The 20,877-nt window shown below is 39.0% G+C and carries 16 protein-coding genes; 4 read left to right on the top strand and 12 right to left on the bottom strand.

The genetic code is table 11. The annotated features are described in order from the left end of the window. Positions 1–65: 65 nt before the first annotated feature. The 5 genes from DXN33_RS03125 to DXN33_RS03105 all read right to left on the bottom strand — a co-directional run bounded on the left by DXN33_RS03125 (position 66) and on the right by DXN33_RS03105 (position 8,392). On the bottom strand, positions 66–2,636 hold the full coding sequence (locus DXN33_RS03125) for a pneumococcal-type histidine triad protein (RefSeq protein ID WP_115904297.1): 2,571 nt from the start codon (positions 2,634–2,636) through the stop codon (positions 66–68). Positions 2,637–2,793: 157 nt separating this feature from the next. Then, positions 2,794–5,322 (bottom strand): pneumococcal-type histidine triad protein, encoded by a 2,529-nt coding sequence (locus DXN33_RS03120; RefSeq protein WP_115904296.1) that lies wholly within the window; start codon positions 5,320–5,322, stop codon positions 2,794–2,796. A gap of 7 nt (positions 5,323–5,329) precedes the next feature. Continuing rightward, the gene (adcAII, locus tag DXN33_RS03115) at positions 5,330–6,247 is read right to left on the bottom strand and encodes a zinc-binding lipoprotein AdcAII (protein WP_115904295.1); all 918 of its coding nucleotides are present in this window, start codon (positions 6,245–6,247) and stop codon (positions 5,330–5,332) included. Positions 6,248–6,389: 142 nt separating this feature from the next. Next, positions 6,390–8,123, bottom strand: a complete 1,734-nt coding sequence (ptsP, locus tag DXN33_RS03110) for a phosphoenolpyruvate--protein phosphotransferase (RefSeq protein ID WP_115904294.1) — start codon at positions 8,121–8,123, stop codon at positions 6,390–6,392. A gap of 5 nt (positions 8,124–8,128) precedes the next feature. Beyond that, on the bottom strand, positions 8,129–8,392 hold the full coding sequence (locus DXN33_RS03105; protein WP_000146947.1) for a phosphocarrier protein HPr: 264 nt from the start codon (positions 8,390–8,392) through the stop codon (positions 8,129–8,131). Positions 8,393–8,742: 350 nt separating this feature from the next. Here DXN33_RS03105 and nrdH point away from each other — a divergent pair, with 350 nt between their 5' ends. From nrdH to DXN33_RS03085, 4 genes are all read left to right on the top strand, one after another. Continuing rightward, positions 8,743–8,961 (top strand): glutaredoxin-like protein NrdH, encoded by a 219-nt coding sequence (nrdH, locus tag DXN33_RS03100; protein WP_000259240.1) that lies wholly within the window; start codon positions 8,743–8,745, stop codon positions 8,959–8,961. Between the two features lie 80 nt (positions 8,962–9,041). After that, complete coding sequence (gene nrdE / locus DXN33_RS03095) at positions 9,042–11,201, top strand: class 1b ribonucleoside-diphosphate reductase subunit alpha (protein ID WP_115904293.1); 2,160 nt, start codon at positions 9,042–9,044, stop codon at positions 11,199–11,201. 192 nt (positions 11,202–11,393) lie between these two features. After that, positions 11,394–12,356, top strand: coding sequence for a class 1b ribonucleoside-diphosphate reductase subunit beta (nrdF, locus tag DXN33_RS03090; protein ID WP_023948166.1), 963 nt, complete (start codon positions 11,394–11,396; stop codon positions 12,354–12,356). Positions 12,357–12,500: 144 nt separating this feature from the next. Beyond that, positions 12,501–13,268 (top strand): DeoR/GlpR family DNA-binding transcription regulator, encoded by a 768-nt coding sequence (locus tag DXN33_RS03085; RefSeq protein ID WP_000917573.1) that lies wholly within the window; start codon positions 12,501–12,503, stop codon positions 13,266–13,268. A 39-nt stretch (positions 13,269–13,307) separates the two neighbouring features. On the opposite strand, the gene lacG is transcribed toward DXN33_RS03085, so the two are convergent. From lacG to lacB, 7 genes are all read right to left on the bottom strand, one after another. Beyond that, positions 13,308–14,714, bottom strand: a complete 1,407-nt coding sequence (gene lacG, locus DXN33_RS03080) for a 6-phospho-beta-galactosidase (RefSeq protein WP_115904292.1) — start codon at positions 14,712–14,714, stop codon at positions 13,308–13,310. A 586-nt stretch (positions 14,715–15,300) separates the two neighbouring features. After that, positions 15,301–16,992, bottom strand: a complete 1,692-nt coding sequence (locus DXN33_RS03075; protein WP_060628410.1) for a lactose-specific PTS transporter subunit EIIC — start codon at positions 16,990–16,992, stop codon at positions 15,301–15,303. Next, on the bottom strand, positions 16,992–17,309 hold the full coding sequence (locus DXN33_RS03070) for a PTS lactose/cellobiose transporter subunit IIA (protein ID WP_001078323.1): 318 nt from the start codon (positions 17,307–17,309) through the stop codon (positions 16,992–16,994). Before DXN33_RS03070 ends, DXN33_RS03075 begins: the two co-directional genes overlap by 1 nt. A gap of 34 nt (positions 17,310–17,343) precedes the next feature. Then, positions 17,344–18,180, bottom strand: coding sequence for a PRD domain-containing protein (locus DXN33_RS03065; RefSeq protein ID WP_115904291.1), 837 nt, complete (start codon positions 18,178–18,180; stop codon positions 17,344–17,346). Positions 18,181–18,413: 233 nt separating this feature from the next. Beyond that, positions 18,414–19,394, bottom strand: coding sequence for a tagatose-bisphosphate aldolase (gene lacD, locus DXN33_RS03060; RefSeq protein WP_061439149.1), 981 nt, complete (start codon positions 19,392–19,394; stop codon positions 18,414–18,416). Position 19,395: 1 nt separating this feature from the next. After that, positions 19,396–20,325, bottom strand: a complete 930-nt coding sequence (locus tag DXN33_RS03055) for a tagatose-6-phosphate kinase (protein ID WP_004260652.1) — start codon at positions 20,323–20,325, stop codon at positions 19,396–19,398. 10 nt (positions 20,326–20,335) lie between these two features. Then, positions 20,336–20,851: a galactose-6-phosphate isomerase subunit LacB gene (gene lacB, locus DXN33_RS03050; RefSeq protein WP_001216913.1), complete on the bottom strand. Its 516-nt coding sequence runs from the start codon at positions 20,849–20,851 to the stop codon at positions 20,336–20,338. Positions 20,852–20,877: the final 26 nt, after the last annotated feature.

The following is a 20,877-nucleotide window of genomic DNA, read 5'->3' as shown; positions in this document are numbered from 1 at the left end:
TTTCATAAAAAAGAGAACAGAATCCATATTCTGCTCCCTTTTTATCTTCTATAATAGTTGTATAGTTACTTACTCTCCTTTAACAAGACTAATAGCTTTTCAGCTTCTGCCATAATAGTATTGTTGTCCTGAGAACCAAATAACAGATTATTTTTTAATCCTGTGAGAGTTTCGTTGGCATTGGACTTAAGAATTGGATCCTTAATCTTTTTAAGTAACTCTTCCGCCTCTCTCAGTTTTTCTTCAACCTTTTCAGTTTCAACCTGATGTTCCTCTGGTTCCGATGGTGATTCTTCTTCTGATTCCTCTGGTTCTTTTGGTTTTGGAGATTCTGCTTTCTCATTTTTCGGTTTTTCTTCGCGAGGTTTTTCCTCCTCAATTTTTTCTGTCTGAGGTTTCTCCTCTGTTGGTTTCTCTGTTTGATTGTTAGCAGCTTGACTATTGTGGTTTCTTTGAACATGGTCGCTCGCATTGCCCCAACCACTATCTGAATGCGGACGTTCGTTTGGATGTTCGACATAATACTTCACAGTTTCAAATAGCTCTTCTAAAGTATACCCCTTAGGTGCCTCATAAAGTCCTTCGTCAAACCACTCAAATTTGATGTTATGGTAATGGTCATAATGAGGTATAATCAAACTTCCATTTTTAACTTCCACAGTATGTTGGAGATTGTAAGGCATACGGTCAAGTGGTACCTTCTTAGCTGCTTTTACTCGATTGTAAATCGCTTCTGCTCCCTTAGCCTCAGTATTTCCTGGACTTTGATGATTTGTTGAAGGAGGCGTCAAACCTTTCTCTTTAGCATAAGCTTGACCTGCTGCTCTTTCAGCTTCAGACAAACTTTCTTTCTTAATCCAATGACTGTGGCTCATATGTGGAGTTACATAGGCATCCCCCTCATCACTGGTGATATCACGGGGGTCAAAGATATAGCCATCTTCCGTTGTATACTTGCCTGCAAACTTGGCTACTTGAATCTCATCATCTGTGTAAGCTATTTGTGCATTTGGTTTTCCTAAACGTTCTGGATGACGAATCGGCGCTAGAAAAGCAAGGATATCATCAACTAACTTGACTTTATCACTTGACTCATCGTTGAGACGTTCCAATAGTCTATCAAAAGCGTCAAAATCAGCTTGACGTCCTTTATTGGAAATCAAATCTTGATGAACTGTTGCTAGTAAATCATAAACTTTGTTGTAAAATTTTTGATCACCAGATGCAAGATTGGTTTTCTTAGCTCCTAACTCATGAGACAAACTTTCTTGTTTGGCAAGTTTATCATCAATGGCTGCAACAGTTTCTGCTGAAAGTTCCTTGGCAGAAATATAACGCGAAATTCCATTCTCTTCGAAGACATAACCATCAACCACCTTTCGAATCACCTGTTTTACTAATTTTCCATCAATTGGATTGCTTGGAGTTGGTTGAGGATTTGGTGCAGGTTGTGGACTTGGTATTGGGTTGGGCTCTGGAGCAGGGCTTGGAGTCGGAATTGGTTTTAATTCTTTACCACCTGCAGTAGTATGATTTCCTTGATAATTTTCAGAAATCATTCTCGCAATCTTCTGTTCTAAATCAGACATTTGAGAATAAGGGATAAAGTGATAATGGTCTCCGTGAGGCACTGCAACACCATTCGCAGTTTTTCTTGTAATCTGTGCTGGATCAAAGACAAGTCCATCTGATTCCACGTGTCGTTGACTGAGTGGCAAGGCATAAAGTTGTTTCAAGAGACTAGATACGTCTTCACTTGGATTTGCTTGATAACTATTATCCACTTGTGGTCTAACACTTGGAGTCCATCTTCTGGTATTTGCTTCAACATTGCTTTGATTCGTTTGTCCATATGAACTACTATTCGATGTCTCTGATGCGCTACTGCTAGAAGAATTTGTTGAAGGACGATACCCAACTGAGCTTGGTTGATTACCTTTCCCAGCTAGGAAGGCTCGGGCCGCAGCTAATTCACTGGCAGACAAGTCACTCTTAGGAATATAGTGGAAATGATTGCCATGAGGAACGATATAGGCATCACCTGTATCTTCTATAATATCAGATGCATTAAAGATATAACCATCATCCGTTGTATAGCGGCCTTGAGCTCTGGCAGCAACTACCGCTTTATCGCTAGAACCACCTCCGTGATTACTACCGTGTTCCTGCTTCTGACGAGTGATTTCTTCTTTTGATCGAACATTATCAGCATGTGCTGCGTCCTTTAGATAGACATAATACTTACCATCTACCTTAATCACATAGCCACCCTTGATTTCATTGACAATATCGGAATCTTTTAACTGATAATTCGGATCTTTCATTAGCAGTTCTTCACTAATGATAGCATCATAAGGAACCTTGCCATTATAGTAATGATAATGGTCTCCATGAGAAGTCACATAACCTTGATCCGTAATCTTGATGACAATTTGCTCGGCATTTATACCTTCTTTTTTACTGACTTCCTCAGGTGTCAAAGTCTCTGCCTTTTGGCTTGGTTGGTTGCCATCGATGTATGAAACACGGTTATTTTCTTTTACTGTTTGGGCTTGATGCAAACCTAGTTCATAAGCACAGACGCTTAAAACAAGTGCAGCTGCTGACCCAGCTAGATATTTTTTATTGATTTTCATTCTTTCCTCTTTTCTTAACTCTATTTGATTCACTATAAAATAATAAACCAGTTAATTAACTAGTTAATAGTTTACTATTTTTAGTACTGCTTGTCAAGAATTTTTCGTATATACATAATAAAAATGAAAGTCTCTTTATCGAGACTCCCATTTTTCATTAATTTGTTTTTTCCTTACTTACAGGCGAAGGATTACTACCTTTTAACAACGCAAGTAATTTTTCTGCTTCTGCCATGATACCATTATTATCCATGGTTTGGAGACTCAAATTATTTCGTAAACCAGCTAGGGTTTCTGTCGCATTTCCTTTCAGACTAGCATCCGTTACTTTCGCAAGCAAAGCTTCTGCTTCTTTGAGCTTGGCTTCTACTTTTTCAGTCTCTACTTGAGGAACTTCTGGCTCAGCAGGTGTTTCCTCTACTGGTTCTTCATCCGCTTTGAAGTTCTTTTTGGGATCTTCACTGTGGTCTTTCTTACCTAAGACATGGTCGCTGGCATTTCCCCATCCGTCATTAGAATGTGGACGTTCATCAGGATGTTCAACATAGTACTTAATCGTCGCAAATAAGTCTTCCAGAGTATAACCATTTGGAGCTTTGTATGAGTGATCATCAAACCAAGCAAATTTAATGTTATGGTAATGATCCTTGTGAGGAATAATTAAATTACCATTTTTAATCTCAACTGTATGCTCAACCATGTATGGAAGTCGAACGAGTGGAATTCGTTTCTCACCTTTCACACGATTGTAAATGGCCGCTGCACTATCTCCAGTTGGATTTGCTTGAGCATCTGCGTCTGCTGATGGAGGTAGAATTCCTTTTTCTTTAGTATAAGATTGAGCTGCAGCTTTTTCCTTATCAGAAAGGCTGTCTTTTCCAATCCAGTGACTATGTCCCATATGAGGCGTTACATAGGCATCTCCTTCATCACTGATAATATCATGTTCGTCAAAAATGTAACCATCTGACGTTGTATACTTATCAGCTAATTGAGCAATGCGGACTTCATTTTCGGTATACTCAATCTGAGAATTTGGTTTGCCAAGTCGCTCTGGATGAGTAATTGGTGCTAGGAATGCCAATAAATCATCTACCAATTTTCCTTTATTAGAAGATTCATCATTCAAGCGTTCTGCTAATTTATCTAAAGCTTGGAAATCAGAAGTACGACCCTTATTTTCTGATAAGGCTTTATGAGCCTCGGCCAATAAATTATATGCTTTATCATAAAATTCTTGGTCACGAGGAGCAACTTTTTCTTTTTTAGCAGTTAAAGCGTGTGATACACTCTCTTGTTTTGATAACTTGCTTTCAAGATTTTTAACAGTTTCAGATGGTAAATCTTTCGCAAAAACATAGCGTGAGATTCCTTTTTCTTCGAAAACATATCCTTCTCCAACTTTTCGTACCAGCTGACTAACCAAAGCAGAATTTGAGTCTATTTTAGGATTTGGAGTAGGAGCCGGTTTTACAATAGGTTTCAAAGGTTTTAAGCTAAGAGCTGGCAAAACAGGAGATGGAATTAAATTTGGAAGGATTGGAGTCGGAATTGGTTTTAATTCTTTACCACCTGCAGTAGTATGATTTCCTTGATAATTTTCAGAAATCATTCTTGCAATCTTCTGCTCTAAGTCAGACATTTGAGAATAAGGAATAAAGTGATAATGGTCTCCGTGTGGCACTGCAACACCATTCGCAGTTTTTCTTGTAATCTGCGCTGGATCAAAGACAAGTCCATCTGATTCCACGTGTCGTTGACTGAGTGGCAAGGCATAAAGTTGTTTCAAGAGACTGGATACGTCTTCACTCGGACTAGCTTGATAGCTATTATCCACTTGTGGTCTAACACTTGGAGTCCATCTTCTGGTATTTGCTTCAACATTGCTTTGATTCGTTTGTCCATATGAACTATTATTCGATGCCTCTGATGCGCTACTGCTAGAAGAATTTGTTGAAGGACGATACCCAACTGAGCTTGGTTGATTACCTTTCCCAGCTAGGAAGGCTTGGGCAGCAGCTAATTCACTAGCAGACAAGTCACTCTTAGGAATATAGTGGAAGTGATTGCCATGAGGAACGATATAAGCATCACCCGTATCCTCAATGATATCAGATGCATTAAAGATATAACCATCATCCGTTGTATAACGTCCTTGGGCTCTGGCTGCAGCAACAGCATTATCTGTGCTTACATTCTGATTATGGCTATGTTCCTGCTTCTGACGAGTGATTTCTTCTTTTGAGCGAACATTATCAGCATGCGCTGCATCCTTAAGATAGACATAATACTTCCCGTCTACCTTAATGACATAACCACCCTTAATTTCATTGACAATATCTGAATCCTTCAACTGATAATTCGGATCTTTCATCAGCAGTTCTTCACTGATGATAGCGTCATAAGGAACCTTGCCATTATAATAATGATAATGATCTCCATGAGAAGTCACATAACCTTGATCCGTAATCTTGATAACAATTTGCTCGGCATTTATACCTTCTTTTTTACTGACTTCATCAGGTGTCAAAGTTTCTGCCTTTTGGCTTGGTTGGTTGCCATCGATGTATGAAACACGGTTATTTTCTTTTACAGTTTGAGCTTGATGCAAACCTAGTTCATAAGCACAGACACTTAAAACAAGTGCTGCTGCTGATCCAGCTAGATATTTTTTATTGATTTTCATAATCTCCTCATTTCAATTCTTCTGCTAAAATACTCATATTTTCTTCAAGGTTTTCTAAATAAGTCTTGTCATTTTGTGGGTCTGCCTCTAAAGGATTCAGAGTTTTTAGACCCACACCTGTTGATTTGACAAGAGTTTCAGCTACTTTCGAAGAAGCATTACTTTCTGTAAAAATTGTTTTAACCTTATAGGTTTTAACAAATTCCTGAATTTCTGTTAGTTGTCTTGGACTTGGTTCTTGTTCAGGAGAGATACCAGCGATTCCAAGTTGATTGAGTCCAAATCTCTTAGCTAGATAAGAAAAGGCTGTATGCTGTGTTACAAAAGTTTTCTGAGTCGCTTTTTCAAATTTAGGCTGGAATTTCTTAGTCAATTCTTGAGCTTTTTTGATAAAGGCTTGCGCATTTTTCTGGTAAGTTTCTTTGTGTTCACTATCAACCTCTGAAAGTTTATCAGCGATAATTTGGGCTTCTTCGCCAGCTTTTTCAGGATCTAGCCAAGTGTGAGGATCATAAAGCGTTTTTTCATCAACTCCATCACCTGCTTCCACATCTTCTAGCCCAGGGACACGATCCAATGTCATTCCTTCTGAAGCTTCTAAAACTTTAACTTTGGATTTTTTTAGATTGGGATCCAGACTTCCCGCCCAAGATTCAAGTGTATGCGAATGGTAGACAAAGACATCTGCATCATAGATGGCTGCAATATCATTTGCTGAAGGTTCGAAGGAGTGAATTCCGCTACTTGACTGGATCATTCGAACATCATTCAAGTCACCAGATACTTCCTTGACCATGGCATAGATAGGATAAAAACTAGTCACAATTTTCATCCCTTTACCTGACTGGCTCTCCTTCTGCCCACAAGCAGCTAAACACAAAAGAAAGACACTTAACAACACTAAAAACAAATTTTGTTTCTTCATAAAAACTCCTTAACTAGTTATTTAACTAGTTAATATTCTACTCCGTTTTTTTTTATTGTCAAGCATTTTATGAACTAGTTAATAGATTTTATGATTTTAAACTATAAAAAAACCTTGCAACTTAGTTGCAAGGACTTTTCGATTAATCAAAGTTAACGTATTCTTTTTGAAGTTCAAGAACTTCTTCCATTGTTGAACACTCTGTAAGGGCACGGTTTGCGTACTCTTCCATCTTAGCAGTATCCAATTTCTTCATCAAGCTACGTGTACGAAGGACAGATGTTGCTGACATAGAGAATTCATCCAAGCCCATTCCGACAAGAAGTGGAACAGCTTTTTGGTCACCAGCCATCTCACCACACATACCAGCCCATTTACCTTCAGCGTGAGCTGCCTTGATAACGTTGTTGATCAAGCGAAGGATTGATGGGTTATATGGTTGGTAAAGGTATGAAACTTGCTCGTTCATACGGTCTGCTGCCATTGAGTATTGGATCAAGTCGTTTGTTCCAATTGACATGAAGTCTACTTCTTTTGCAAATTGGTCTGCAAGCATTGCTGCTGCAGGGATTTCAATCATGATACCAACTTGGATGTCATCCGCAACTGCAACTCCTTCAGAAAGAAGGTTTGCTTTTTCTTCTTCATAAACTGCTTTAGCTGCACGGAATTCTTTCAAGAGGGCAACCATTGGGAACATGATACGCAATTGACCATGAACAGAAGCACGAAGAAGGGCACGGATTTGTGTACGGAACATTGCATCTCCAGTTTCAGAAATAGAGATACGAAGGGCACGGAATCCAAGGAATAGGTTCATTTCGTGTGGCATATCGAAGTAAGGAAGTTCCTTATCTCCACCGATATCCATTGTACGAACAACCACTGGTTTACCATTCATTCCCTCAAGAACAGCCTTGTATGCTTCATACTGCTCATCTTCAGTTGGGAAGTCTTGAGAATCCATGTACAAGAACTCTGTACGGTAAAGTCCAACAGCTTCTGCACCGTTGTTGTTAACACCTTCAACGTCTTTTGGAGTACCGATGTTAGCAGCCAACTCGAAGTGTTTACCGTCAGCAGTTACTGTTTGAGCATCTTTCAAAAGTGCCCATTCAGCTTTTTGTTTAGCATAAGCTTCACCAGCTGCTTTAAATTCTGCCGCTTGTTCATCTGTTGGGTTGATAATCACTTCACCAGTAATTCCGTTAACGGCAAGGATATCACCGTCTTTCACTACTTCAGTGATGTTATTTGTTCCCAATACAGCTGCAATTTCAAGTGTACGTGCCATGATAGCTGAGTGGCTTGTACGTCCACCGATGTTTGTTACAAAAGCTTTTACAAAGTTTTTGTCCAATTGAGCTGTATCAGATGGTGTCAAGTCATGCGCAATTACGATTACTTCTTCATTGATAGAAGCTGGGTTTGGCAATTTTTTACCAAGAAGGTTAGCCAACACACGTTTTGTCACGTCGCGGATATCCGCTGCACGTTCTTGCATGTATGGGTTGTCTTCCATGCCTTCAAAGATAGTGATGAACATGTCAGTCACTTCTTTAAGACCTGCTTCAGCATTGACTTTCTTAGCACGGATTGTTTCTTTAATCTGACCAATTAATTCTGGGTCAGCAAGAACCATCAAATGAGCGTCAAAAACTTGAGCCGCTTCTTCACCAAGCGTACCTACAGCTTTCTCACGGATAAGAGAAAGCTCGTTTTGAGAAGCTTCAAGAGCTACATCCAAACGAGCCTCTTCTGCGTTTGTATCTTCGACTGAAACAGTCTCGAATGACAAATCCGGTTGAACGAGTAGATATGCTTTTGCAACTGCAACACCGTCAGATGCTGCGATTCCTTTAAGCATTTCTGTCATTTTCCTTATGCCAATCCTTCTTTTTCCATTGTTTCTGAGATTGCAGCGATAGCGTCATCTGCATCTGCACCTTCAGCTGAGATAGTTACGTCAGCACCTTGGCCAACACCAAGACTCATAACACCCATGATTGATTTAAGGTTAACTGATTTACCTTTGTACTCAAGAGTGATATCTGAAGCAAATTTGCTTGCAGTTTGTACCAACAATGTTGCTGGACGTGCGTGAATACCTGTTTCTGCCACTACGTGGAAATCTTTAGAAGCCATAGTTTGACTCTCCTTTTGTTCTTTCTTTTTTGAGTTATATGTGATAACCCTTACAATTTGGTATTATATCATCTTCTAGGATTTTTTTCAAGCATTTTATGGGATTTATTCGATTTCCTTTCAGATAACTTGCTGAAAATCTTCTATATTTATTGATAAAACACAGGATATAGTTTTTCAAAAAACAACTTATAGGATAATTATAATTTTTTTACAAATCAAACACTACATATTGTGTTTTGTTAGCTTGAGCAGAAAAATAGACCACTATATTTAGTTTTAAATCATTGACAAAAATTTATTTTCTGATATACTAAGAAAGTAATCTATTTTGAAAGAGGAGTTACAAAATGGTAACCGTTTATTCTAAAAACAACTGTGTCCAATGTAAGATGACCAAACGTTTCTTGGACAGTAATAATGTCGCTTATCGTGAAATCAATCTTGATGAGCAACCTGAGTATATCGATCAAGTTAAAGAGCTCGGTTTCAGCGCAGCTCCTGTTATCCAAACACCAACTGAAGTCTTTTCAGGTTTCCAACCAGGAAAATTGAAACAATTAGCATAATCTTAGTACACCATCCAGAAGAAACTGCTTCTAGGGCTAACTTAGAAGCCTTTCTTTTGTAATTAGATAAGGGAAATTTTATGGGATTAAAACATCTTGAAGACGTAACTTACTTCCGTCTCAATAACGAAATCAACCGTCCTGTCAATGGACAAATCATGCTTCATAAAGATAAGGAAGCCTTGGATGCCTTCTTTAAAGAAAATGTAGTTCCAAACACTATGGTTTTTGATTCAATCAAAGATAAAATCAACTACCTCATTGAACACAACTACATCGAAACAGCCTTTATCAAGAAATACCGTCCAGAATTTTTGGAAGAATTGTCTCAATTTATCAAAGAACAAAACTTCCAATTCAAGTCTTTCATGGCTGCCTATAAATTTTATAATCAATATGCCTTGAAGACAAACGACGGTGAATATTATCTTGAAAGTATGGAAGACCGTGTCTTCTTTAACGCCCTTTATTTCGCTGATGGCAATGAAGCTGTTGCCATCGATATTGCCAATGAAATCATCCACCAACGCTACCAACCGGCTACTCCTTCCTTCTTGAATGCTGGACGTGCTCGTCGTGGAGAATTGGTATCATGTTTCCTGATCCAAGTAACTGATGATATGAACTCTATCGGACGTTCTATCAACTCAGCTCTTCAACTTTCACGTATCGGTGGCGGTGTGGGAATTTCCCTCAGCAACCTTCGTGAAGCTGGAGCTCCTATCAAAGGCTATGAAGGAGCCGCTTCTGGTGTCGTTCCAGTTATGAAACTTTTCGAAGATAGCTTCTCTTACTCAAACCAATTGGGTCAACGTCAAGGTGCTGGTGTTGTCTACCTCAACGTCTTCCACCCAGATATTATCGCCTTCCTTTCAACTAAGAAAGAAAACGCTGATGAAAAAGTTCGTGTTAAGACTCTTTCACTTGGTGTTGTAGTACCAGATAAATTCTACGAATTAGCACGTAAAAATGAAGAAATGTACCTCTTCAGCCCATACTCTGTTGAAAAAGAGTATGGCGTACCTTTCAACTACATCGACATCACTGAAAAATACGATGAACTAGTCGCAAATCCAAACATTCGCAAGACAAAAATCAAGGCGCGTGATTTGGAAACTGAAATTTCTAAATTGCAACAAGAATCTGGCTACCCTTATGTCGTCAACATTGATACGGCTAACCGTGCAAACCCTGTTGATGGTAAGATTATCATGAGCAACTTGTGTTCTGAGATTCTTCAAGTCCAAGAACCAAGCTTGATCAACGATGCCCAAGAATTCCTTCAAATGGGAACGGATGTTTCATGTAACCTTGGTTCAACCAACGTGGTTAACATGATGACTTCACCTGACTTTGGTCGTTCTATCCGTGCTATGGTGCGTGCCTTAACTTTCGTTACAGATAGTTCACACATCGTAGCTGTTCCTACCATCGACCACGGAAATAGCCAAGCTCATACCTTTGGTCTTGGTGCAATGGGACTTCACAGCTACCTTGCCCAACAATTGATTGAATATGGGTCACCTGAGTCTGTTGAGTTTACTAGCATCTACTTTATGCTTATGAACTACTGGACTTTAGTTGAGTCAAACAATATTGCGCGTGAACGTGGTATCACCTTCCACAACTTTGAAAAATCAGACTATGCTAACGGAAGCTACTTCGACAAGTATGTGACTGGCGAATTTGTTCCAAAATCAGACCGTGTTAAAGAACTCTTCAAAGATGTCTTTATCCCTAGTGCCACTGACTGGGCTGAACTTCGCGACAAGGTTCAAGCAGATGGTCTTTACCACCAAAACCGCCTTGCTGTAGCTCCAAATGGTTCTATCAGTTACATCAACGACGTTTCTGCTTCTATCCACCCGATTACGCAACGTATCGAAGAACGACAAGAAAAGAAAATCGGTAAAATCTACTATCCTGCTGCTGGCTTGTCAACAGAAACCATTCCTTACTACACTTCTGCTTACGACATGGATATGCGTAAGGTGATTGATGTTTACGCGGCTGCAACTGAGCACGTGGACCAAGGACTTTCACTCACACTCTTCATGCGTAGTGACATTCCAAAAGGTCTTTACGAATGGAAGAAGGAAAATAAACAAACGACACGTGACTTGTCTATCCTTCGTAACTATGCCTTTAACAAGGGTATCAAGTCTATCTACTACGTCCGTACCTTTACAGATGACGGTGGAGAAGTCGGTGCCAACCAATGTGAAAGCTGTGTGATTTAATCTTTGCTTGAGGAAACTACATTTTCTCAGATAAGTATTCATTCACCCTGCTAAACTAAACTGGAATAAGCATCTATACTATGAAATAACAAAAAGTCGGGCTTCCGACTTTTTGTGCGATACTCCTCTAGAATTATGATAAAATAGAAATAATTGTGAGTTCGCAATACTAAACACAGAAAGAGATTTCAAATGGAAACTTACTACAAAGCCATTAACTGGAATGCCATCGAAGATGTCATCGACAAATCAACTTGGGAAAAACTGACGGAGCAATTCTGGCTTGATACACGTATTCCCTTGTCAAATGACTTGGATGACTGGAGAAAGCTATCAAATGTAGAAAAAGACTTAGTTGGAAAAGTCTTTGGCGGTTTAACCCTTCTCGACACTATGCAATCTGAAACTGGAGTTCAAGCCCTTCGCTCGGACATCCGTACACCACATGAGGAAGCTGTTTTCAATAACATCCAATTTATGGAATCTGTCCACGCTAAATCTTACTCATCAATCTTTTCTACCTTGAATACTAAGGCTGAGATTGAAGAAATTTTCGAATGGACCAATACCAATCCTTACCTACAAAAGAAGGCTGAGATTGTCAACGAAATCTACCTAAACGGTAGCCCACTTGAAAAGAAAGTTGCCAGTGTCTTCCTCGAAACCTTCCTCTTCTATTCAGGTTTCTTCACTCCCCTCTACTATCTCGGTAACAACAAACTAGCCAACGTTGCAGAAATCATTAAATTGATTATTCGTGATGAGTCTGTTCACGGAACCTACATCGGTTATAAATTCCAACTTGGTTTCAATGAATTACCTGAAGAAGAGCAAGAAAAACTCAAAGAATGGATGTACGATCTGCTCTATACTCTCTACGAGAACGAAGAAGGTTATACAGAGAGTCTTTATGACGGTGTTGGTTGGACGGAAGAAGTCAAAACCTTCCTTCGCTACAATGCTAACAAAGCACTCATGAACCTGGGACAAGATCCACTCTTCCCAGATTCAGCTGATGATGTCAACCCAATCGTCATGAACGGTATTTCAACAGGAACTTCCAACCACGACTTCTTCTCTCAAGTCGGAAATGGTTACCTTCTTGGCGAAGTTGAAGCCATGCAAGATGATGACTACAACTACGGTTTGGACTAATGTTATCTATTTTATAAGCAATAACAAATATCATGGTTTGTTTAAAACAACCATGATATTTTTGTTTTTGTTTTCTTTTGTTTTTTTAAATTGATTGATTGAATACTTTATGATAAAATAGTAATAGAAATAGAGGTGATAACGATGTTAAAGCAGGAAAAACTAGATAATATTCTAGAAACGGTAAATACAAAGGGAACTATTACTGTAAAAGAAATCATGACTCGCTTGGATGTATCAGATATGACTGCTAGACGCTACTTGCAAGAGTTGGCAGACAAGGATTTACTTGTTCGGGTGCACGGTGGAGCTGAAAAAATTCGCACAGGTTCCATTTTAAACAATGAACGTTCCAATATTGAAAAACAAAGCTTACAAATCGCAGAAAAACAAGAAATCAGCCGTTTTGCAGGCCACTTAATCGATGAAGGTGAAACCATTTTTATCGGACCAGGAACAACCTTGGAATCTTTTGCCCGTGAACTTCCAATCGATAATATTCGTGTTGTAACAAACAGTTTACCAGTTTTTCTCATCCTAAACGAACGAAAACTAACAGATTTGATTTTAATCGGTGGGAATTACCGCTCTATCACTGGAGCCTTTGTTGGAACACTAACCTTGCAAAACTTGGCCAATCTTCAATTTTCTAAAGCCTTCGTTAGCTGTAATGGTATTAAGGACAATGCGATTGCGACCTTTAGTGAAGAGGAAGGTGAATCTCAACGCATCGCCCTCAATAATTCCAATAAAAAATACTTACTAGCTGACAATAGTAAGTTCAATAAATTTGATTTCTATACCTTCTACAATATCTCTGATATCGATACCATCGTTTCAGACTCTAAACTGAGCAAAGAAACGTTTGAACAACTTTCAAAACAAACAAAAATTATTCTTTCTAAACCATAAAACGATCCCCACCGATTGGTGGGGATTTTTATCTAAAGTTTAATCAATAATCTGACTTTCTGCTACTTTCTTGTACCAGTGAGCTGATTTCTTAGGATAGCGTTCTTGAGTTTCAAAGTCTACATAGAAGAGACCGTAGCGTTTTTCATAACCGTTTGACCAAGAGAAGACATCCATCAATGACCAGATGAAGTATCCTTTGACGTTTGCACCATCAGCAATAGCATCAGACAAGACATCCAAGTGTTGTTTCACATAATCAATACGACCATCATCGTAAACAGTGTTATCGACGAACTCATCTTTATAACCAAGTCCATTTTCAGTGATGTAAATCTTCTTGTAGTTAGGATAATCTTTCTTCACACGCATGATTTGGTCATACAAACCTTGAGGGTAGATAATCCAATCCCAATCCGTACGTGGTACATAGTCAGGAGCTACACGACGACCAACACCTTTGATTTGGTATTTAGAGCTTCCTTTCTCACCCTTACCATTATGGATAATTTCAGTCTCTCCATCAAATGCTTCCATCCAGTCACTCATATAGTAATTGATTCCTAGGAAATCGTTCAAGTCTTTTGCAGCTTCTAATACTTCGAAATCTTCTTCACGAAGATCTAAGCTAGCACCATTGACTGATAAAATATGGTTGACACCCTCCATCGTTTCAGCTGAATAGCGACCTAGATAAGTTGCATCCAAGATAAATTTATTGTGAATAATATCTTCCAACTCAGCTGCACGAACATCTGCTGGATTTTTAGGATCTAAAGGATACTTGGTTGGCAGTGCATGAACAACACCAATTTCACCTTTATAACCTTTATCTTTATATAACTTGACTGCACGCGCATGAGAAACCATCATATTGTGGTGCGATTGGAAAACATTGGCAAGGTCGTACTGAATACCTGGAGGGAATTTCCCAACCAAGTATTGACCATCACCAATTGGCCCAATTTCATTGAATGTTGTCCAATAGTTTACTTCTGGAAATTCTTCAAAACAGAAGGCAGCGTAGTCTACAAAATGTTCGATATTTTCACGGTTTAAGAAGTCTCCATTTGAGTGGAGAGCTTCTGGTGTGTCAAAGTGATGAAGAGTTACGAAGGGTTCAACGTGACGTTTGTGACACTCTGCAAATAAATTATGATAAAACTCAACACCTTTAGCATTTACTTGACCGTAACCGGTTGGGAAAATACGTGACCAGGCAATAGAAATTCGAATGCCATTGACACCATACTCTTCTGCCAACTTGATGTCAACTGGATATCGATTGTAAAAATCACTGGCTGGTTCTGCAGTGTACCAGTAGTTATCTTCAAGATATTTATCCCAAGCTACTGGTCCTTTACCATCAGTATGTGTAGCACCTTCTGCTTGATAGGCAGCTGTTGCGCCACCAAAAATAAAGTCTTTTGGTAATGTTTTTGTCATACTTTCCACCTATTTCTTAATTTAAATAAAGTAAAAGTGAGAGGAGAGGAGTCAGTGAGCCATCCTTCTCCATCTCACTTCTTGTACCAAGTCACCAAATTGTGACATGAGAAGGTAAAAACGATATCTTTTTACCGACGAATTAACAAGGCGATTAGGAAATTCGCCATAGCGATTTCCGTAACGAGAGGAGACTGTTTCACAGTCCCTATTATTAATCGAATTGTGACATGAGGAGGTAAAAACGATATCTTTTTACCGACGAATTAACAAGGCGATTAGGAAATTCGCCATAGCAATTTCCGTAACGAGAGGAAACTATTTCATAGTCCCTATTATTAATCGAATTGTGACATGAGGAGGTAAAAACGATATCTTTTTACCGACGAATTAACAAGGCGATTAGGAAATTCGCCATAGCAATTTCCGTAACGAGAGGAAACTATTTCATAGTCCCTATTATTAATCGAATTGTGACATGAGGAGGTAAAAACGATATCTTTTTACCGACGAATTAACAAGGCGATTAGGAAATTCGCCATAGCGATTTCCGTAACGAGAGGAGACTGTTTCACAGTCCCTATCGTTAATCGAATTGAGCTTGTACAAATGCAAGAGCACCTTTTCCATCACGAGTTAATTTGATGTATTGAGCTCCCTCTGTTTTCGCAAGTTTAATATCGAGTTTATCTGTTTCTGCTTTCATGTCTTCAAAGTTTGAAGCAACTTGAGGGGCAAGGATAACAAGATCAAACTCTGGCAACATTTCACGGTGAGCACCATAGCCACCTGCTGCTGCTTTCACAGGGACATTGTATTCTGCTGCTGCCTTATTCAAAGCATTCGCAAGAAGTCCACTTGTCCCTCCACCTGCACAGAGAACGAGGACATTTGTTTCTTCAGTGATGGTATTTTGTGCTGCTTCCACACCTGCTTTTTCAAGGATAGCATCTGCTTTAGCTGTATTAAAGTTCGCAGCAACTTTTTCTTTCAATTCATCATTAGATTTACCTGAACGTTCTTCTTCAAGAATTTGTTCATCATAGACCTTAAGGAATGGATAGTAAATGACTACGTCAACCACGATTAGAAGGGCAGCAAGAATGAACGATAGAACTTGGAAGTTAGTACCAAGAACTAGACCTAGTGGTGCTGGGGTTGTCCATGGTAGATTAGCAGTAAATGAATTCATTCCAAGAGTTTCAATGAAGAATTTAAAGATCCAAACGTTTGCAATAGGAGCAAAAATAAATGGAATGAAGAAGATTGGGTTCAATACAAGTGGTGCACCAAACAAGATTGGTTCGTTGACACCAAAGAATGTTGGAACAACGGACGCACGTCCGATTGCACGGTTACGCTTTGATTTTGTTAACCACATGAACATGAATGGAACAACCAGTGTCGCACCAGTACCACCCATGGTAACTATAAACATTTGTGTACCAGAAGTAAGAATCTTGTCAGCGTGCATCCCTTGTTGGAGAAGGTTCAAGTTGACTTCGGCATTTGCATAGGTAATAGCTGCGATAGCTGGTTCAACGATAGATGGACCATGGATACCAACAAACCAGAAGAAGGCAAAGGCACCAAAGATAATTGTAATTCCAAGATAACCATCAGCAGCAGAGAATAATGGAGCAAAGAATTTACCGATTGATTCTGCCACACTTGCACCAACAAAATGACGTGCTAATAAGTCAAGAGCATAAAGAGAAACAACAGATAGAGTGAATGGAATCACATCTTTAAAGACTTGTGAAATATTTGGTGGAACTTCGTCAGGCATTCGAATAGTGACATTGTTCTTAACACAAACCTTATAGATTGCTACGGTAACAAAGGCAGCAAGGAAGGCTGAAAGCAAACCTTTTGTCCCCAAGAATCCAGTAGCTAGGCCATTTTCGATAGGATCAGCTGCCAACATCAACAAACCAACAATTGCTGCCAACAATGTTGACATATAGTTGATTTGATTGGTTTTCTCCATGCTACGGTTTACTGAGTCGGTCAATGACTTAGCTGTTGTACCAGCTACCAAGAGAGCCAGAATACCCATAGAATAACTATAAGGTTTCATCAAAAAGGCTACAACTTCATCAGACCATTTAAAGCCCCATGAGTTTGGTACAAAGGCAATCAAGATAAAAATACTTGAGAAGAGAATAACAGGCATACCTGCAATGAAACCATCACGAATAGCACGAAGATAAATATTACGCGATAGTTTTTCAAAGAAAGGTTTTCCTTTCTCGATAAATGCAATGAGTTTATTCATTATTTAACTCCTCTCTTGTAAAGTTCGATTAAGTGGTGCATCAAATCTTTTAACAAGATGGTTGTCATCAAGTGGTCTTGACCATGCATCATGGTCACACTATAAGCTAAATCCTCGCCAGCTGCTTCCTTAGTCAATAGACTTGTTTGCGCGTGGTGTGCCTCTGCGATACAGCTACCAGCTTCCTCGACTAAGCTATCTGCTTTCGCAAAATCACCAGCTTCAGCAGCCTTCAAGGCTTCCAATAATTTTGAACGAGCATCGCCAGCATAGGCTACAATTTCAAAACCTAACAATGTTACTTCTTCTCTATTCATGATAGAATTCTCCTTATATAATTTTAAATAATTTTTATGATAATAAACGTTGGATATGTAGAACTAGATAAACTCGTTCACTTTTATACAAATCAAGACCCGTATGTTGCGTAATCACATCATAGATCTTGGAGCCAATCTCGAACGCTTTTGGATAGGATTGCTTGATATGGTCTTCCATATCCAGAAGTGATTGGTTATCATCTCTAGATCTGTCTAAATAATCCAAGAAATAATTCAAATGTATCATAAAGCGATCATAGAAATGATTATTCTCTTTAGTTCGTTGAATTGCATAGTCCGTTAAAACTTCTTCAACATTCCTGAGAATTTCTTTCCTCTTATCAATCGACTCAACTACTTCTACTTCATTCTCGCCTTCGGCATTGATGAAATGATAAGCAATCCGAATAATTTCGTCCTCAGGAAAATGATCTGCTAGCTTCTGACGGTAAATTTCAAAAGCTTCATTTGCGATTTGAAAAGCGACAGGATACTTGGCGGAAATATCTGGCAGATTACTATCCTTGTACCTTCCTTGCGCTAGAGCTTGATAAGAACAGTAAATATGATCTGTCAAGGTTACATAGAGATACTCTTGAATCGGATAGTGATATTTCTTGGATAGCTTATCAATGATTTCATAAGTCACTGTGATAAAATCAAGCGGAACATCTTTGAGGAGAGCCATAAAGTTTTCCCTAGACTCTTCGGTCTTCATCCGAAAGATTTTCTCAACCTGATGTTCAGCAATCAAATCTCCCTTCTTCTTTCCAAATGCAATCCCCTTACCAATTACAATCACTTCTTCTCCTTTATCATTTCTGACAAGCGAGACATTGTGGTTCATTGGATTTAGAATTCGATACATGTCAACCTCCTTTTATATCTTAAAGGTATATGAGTACAAAAAATGACCACAAATGAACTAGAAAATCAGCCGATTTCTAATTCATCCGTGATCATGCCTAATATTACTTAGTAACACTCACCTTGTATTAACTTGTGATTTAAGTATAGCACAAGTAAGTTATTTTGTAAACCTTTACATACAACTTTTTTTAAAAATTTTTAGATTCATGTTCCTAAACTAGGAGGAGCTTCTTACACGCGTTCTTTCCAAGAAGTCGCTGTTGTTTGAAGAACTTTGTTGAGTTCGTCAATGTTTTCAAAACCAGTTGTGCGAAGCCATTCGCGAGCTGCTGATTCACCATCTTTGATGTAAGCTTCAACAGATCCAGCCCATGTAGCACGGCCACAAAGAACTCCGTTAAAGTTTGCACCTGATTCATGAGCAAATACAAGAGTATCTTGGAAAAGTTTAGCTGATACACCAGCACTCAAGTAGATGTATGGCAAGTTAGTTGCTTCATCTTGAGCTTTGAAGAATGCTGCTGCTTCTTCACGTGTATAAACGACTTCACCTTCAGCGAAGCCTTCAACATATTTAATGTTAACAGGAACTTCAACTTTCAAGACATCAATGTTAAAACGTGGGTCTGAGAAGACTTTCATAGCACCGATAACTTTGTGTGGTTTTACTTTAGCGTATTCTACAGAACCAGCGTCCGCAATTTTTTCATCATAAGCAAGGATTTCAAGGAAGAATGGGATATCTTCAGCCACACATTCAGAACCGATACGTTCGATGTAAGCTTGTTTTTCTTGGTTGAGTTCGTCTGAGCTATCTACATCATAGTAAAGCAAGAATTTAACTGCATCTGCACCTTCTTCTTTAATACGTTTTGCAGACCAAACATCCAAGCAGTCAGGCAAGCGTTTTGTGCTTGTTGTGTCATAACCTGTTTTTTCATAGGCAAGGAGAAGACCAGCTTTTTCATCAAGAGCTTTAGTTGCTGGAAGTCCATACTCAGGGTCAAGAAGCATAGATGAAGCATATTTAGTCAATTCATCTGCAACCAAGACTTTAAGTTCTTCCATTTGAGCTACAGTTGGTTCTTCTGTTTGGTGTTGAGCCATGAGGCGTTTCAAAGCACCACGTTGGTCAAATGCAAGAGCTGAGATGATACCATTTTCATCAGAAAGTTTTTCTAAGCGTGCACGTTTTTGTTCTGTTAAAGCCATTTTATACCTCTTTTACTATTAATTGATCATATAGAGCTTGATAGTTGGCCATGTTGACATGACCAGTCATTTTTTCTTGAGCATTGAGCATACCAAGGACATTTGCCTTGATGAGCAATTCTGCATCCGATTCTTTATGAAGTAGTCCTGAAGAAATTCCTGCCACAGTAGAGTCTCCAGATCCGACAGGGTTGACTACCTGAATTCTAGGAATATCTACCTTGTAGAAAGTGTCACCATGTTTGGCAAAAGCACCGTTGGCACCAAGTGAAACGATAATCCATTCAATACCTGCAAACAAAGGTTCTTGAAGGACTTCTTTTAATTCATTCAAATCCTCAGAAACTTCTCTTCCTAGAAGCTGGGACAATTCCTCATTATTTGGTTTGATTACTGTGGGTTTATGTGGTGATTCAAGAACCGCCTGAAGTGCAGCACCAGAGCAGTCCAAGACAACAGGCTTGCCAGCTTGATTAGCAAGTTCTACCAAGCTCGCATAGTAATCAACTGGAAGGCCAGCTGGCAGACTACCTGAGATGGCTACTACTTCAACTGAGTCCAAGAGTTTTTTGAAATGATCCAAAAAGCCTTGTCCTTCCTGTTCCAATACTTCAGGACCTTTTTCAAGAACTTCTGTTTGGTTGTCACCGTGGAGAATAGCGATACAGTTACGAGTCTCTCCCTGAATTGAGAAGAAATCTTTCTTTACTTGATTATCGATATGTTCAACCAAAAACTCACCAAGTTTACCACCAACTAAACCAGTAGCAAGAACAGAATCCCCAAATTCTGAAAGTACTCGGGTAACATTGAGTCCCTTACCACCAGCCGTTTTGGTTACATCCACCACACGATTGACAGTATCAATCTTCAACTCATCCAAGGGATAGGAAATATCAATGGATGGGTTCATTGTGACTGTTAAAATCATAGGTTACCTCTTAATCGTGGTATTCTCCGCGATCCCATTTTTCAAGGAATTCAGTGAAGAAGTTTGCGTCTGTTTGTTGAGCATTGTGACTTTCAACGTGTTCAATTTTCGCAATCAATTTTTTGTTTTCTTCAGATGGTTTGTATTCAGCATGGATGAAAGCTTCGATGATGTCACACATGAGCAATTCACCGGTAATCTTACCACCAAAACCGATAACGTTGGCATTCAATTGTTCTTTAGCATAAAGGGCTGTTGTCATATCACGAACCAAGGCAGAACGGACACCTGGAACTTTATTTACAGCGTTGTTGATACCAACACCAGTACCACAGATACATACTCCAAGATCAGCTTGACCGCTAGTTACAGCCTCCCCTACTTTTTTACCAAAGATTGGGTAGTGAGTACGTGTATGGTCATATGTACCAAAGTCAATGACTTCATATCCTTTTGATTTCAAAAATTCTGAAACCGCCATTTTTTCATCTGTTACGATGTGGTCACATCCAATTGCAATTCTCATTTTTAACTTACCTTTCTTACTGTAAT

This window comes from Streptococcus sp. NM (genome assembly GCF_003390135.1).
In the GTDB taxonomy this organism is placed as follows: Bacteria; Bacillota; Bacilli; order Lactobacillales; family Streptococcaceae; genus Streptococcus.
The sequence above is the reverse complement of the archived record's forward strand: the minus strand, read 5'-3'. Positions and strand labels throughout refer to the sequence as shown.

Excerpts from the sequence above, each read along its gene's own strand:
- adcAII (WP_115904295.1), bottom strand. The coding sequence starts at position 6,247 with ATGAAGAAACAAAATTTGTTTTTAGTGTTGTTAAGTGTCTTTCTTTTG.
- lacB (WP_001216913.1), bottom strand. The coding sequence starts at position 20,851 with ATGAGAATTGCAATTGGATGTGACCACATCGTAACAGATGAAAAAATG.
- nrdH (WP_000259240.1), top strand. The coding sequence starts at position 8,743 with ATGGTAACCGTTTATTCTAAAAACAACTGTGTCCAATGTAAGATGACC.
- lacG (WP_115904292.1), bottom strand. The coding sequence starts at position 14,714 with ATGACAAAAACATTACCAAAAGACTTTATTTTTGGTGGCGCAACAGCT.
- DXN33_RS03075 (WP_060628410.1), bottom strand. The coding sequence starts at position 16,992 with ATGAATAAACTCATTGCATTTATCGAGAAAGGAAAACCTTTCTTTGAA.
- lacD (WP_061439149.1), bottom strand. The coding sequence starts at position 19,394 with ATGGCTTTAACAGAACAAAAACGTGCACGCTTAGAAAAACTTTCTGAT.
- DXN33_RS03125 (WP_115904297.1), bottom strand. The coding sequence starts at position 2,636 with ATGAAAATCAATAAAAAATATCTAGCTGGGTCAGCAGCTGCACTTGTT.
- DXN33_RS03065 (WP_115904291.1), bottom strand. The coding sequence starts at position 18,180 with ATGTATCGAATTCTAAATCCAATGAACCACAATGTCTCGCTTGTCAGA.
- DXN33_RS03105 (WP_000146947.1), bottom strand. The coding sequence starts at position 8,392 with ATGGCTTCTAAAGATTTCCACGTAGTGGCAGAAACAGGTATTCACGCA.
- DXN33_RS03085 (WP_000917573.1), top strand. The coding sequence starts at position 12,501 with ATGTTAAAGCAGGAAAAACTAGATAATATTCTAGAAACGGTAAATACA.
- DXN33_RS03120 (WP_115904296.1), bottom strand. The coding sequence starts at position 5,322 with ATGAAAATCAATAAAAAATATCTAGCTGGATCAGCAGCAGCACTTGTT.
- ptsP (WP_115904294.1), bottom strand. The coding sequence starts at position 8,123 with ATGACAGAAATGCTTAAAGGAATCGCAGCATCTGACGGTGTTGCAGTT.
- DXN33_RS03055 (WP_004260652.1), bottom strand. The coding sequence starts at position 20,325 with ATGATTTTAACAGTCACAATGAACCCATCCATTGATATTTCCTATCCC.
- nrdF (WP_023948166.1), top strand. The coding sequence starts at position 11,394 with ATGGAAACTTACTACAAAGCCATTAACTGGAATGCCATCGAAGATGTC.
- DXN33_RS03070 (WP_001078323.1), bottom strand. The coding sequence starts at position 17,309 with ATGAATAGAGAAGAAGTAACATTGTTAGGTTTTGAAATTGTAGCCTAT.
- nrdE (WP_115904293.1), top strand. The coding sequence starts at position 9,042 with ATGGGATTAAAACATCTTGAAGACGTAACTTACTTCCGTCTCAATAAC.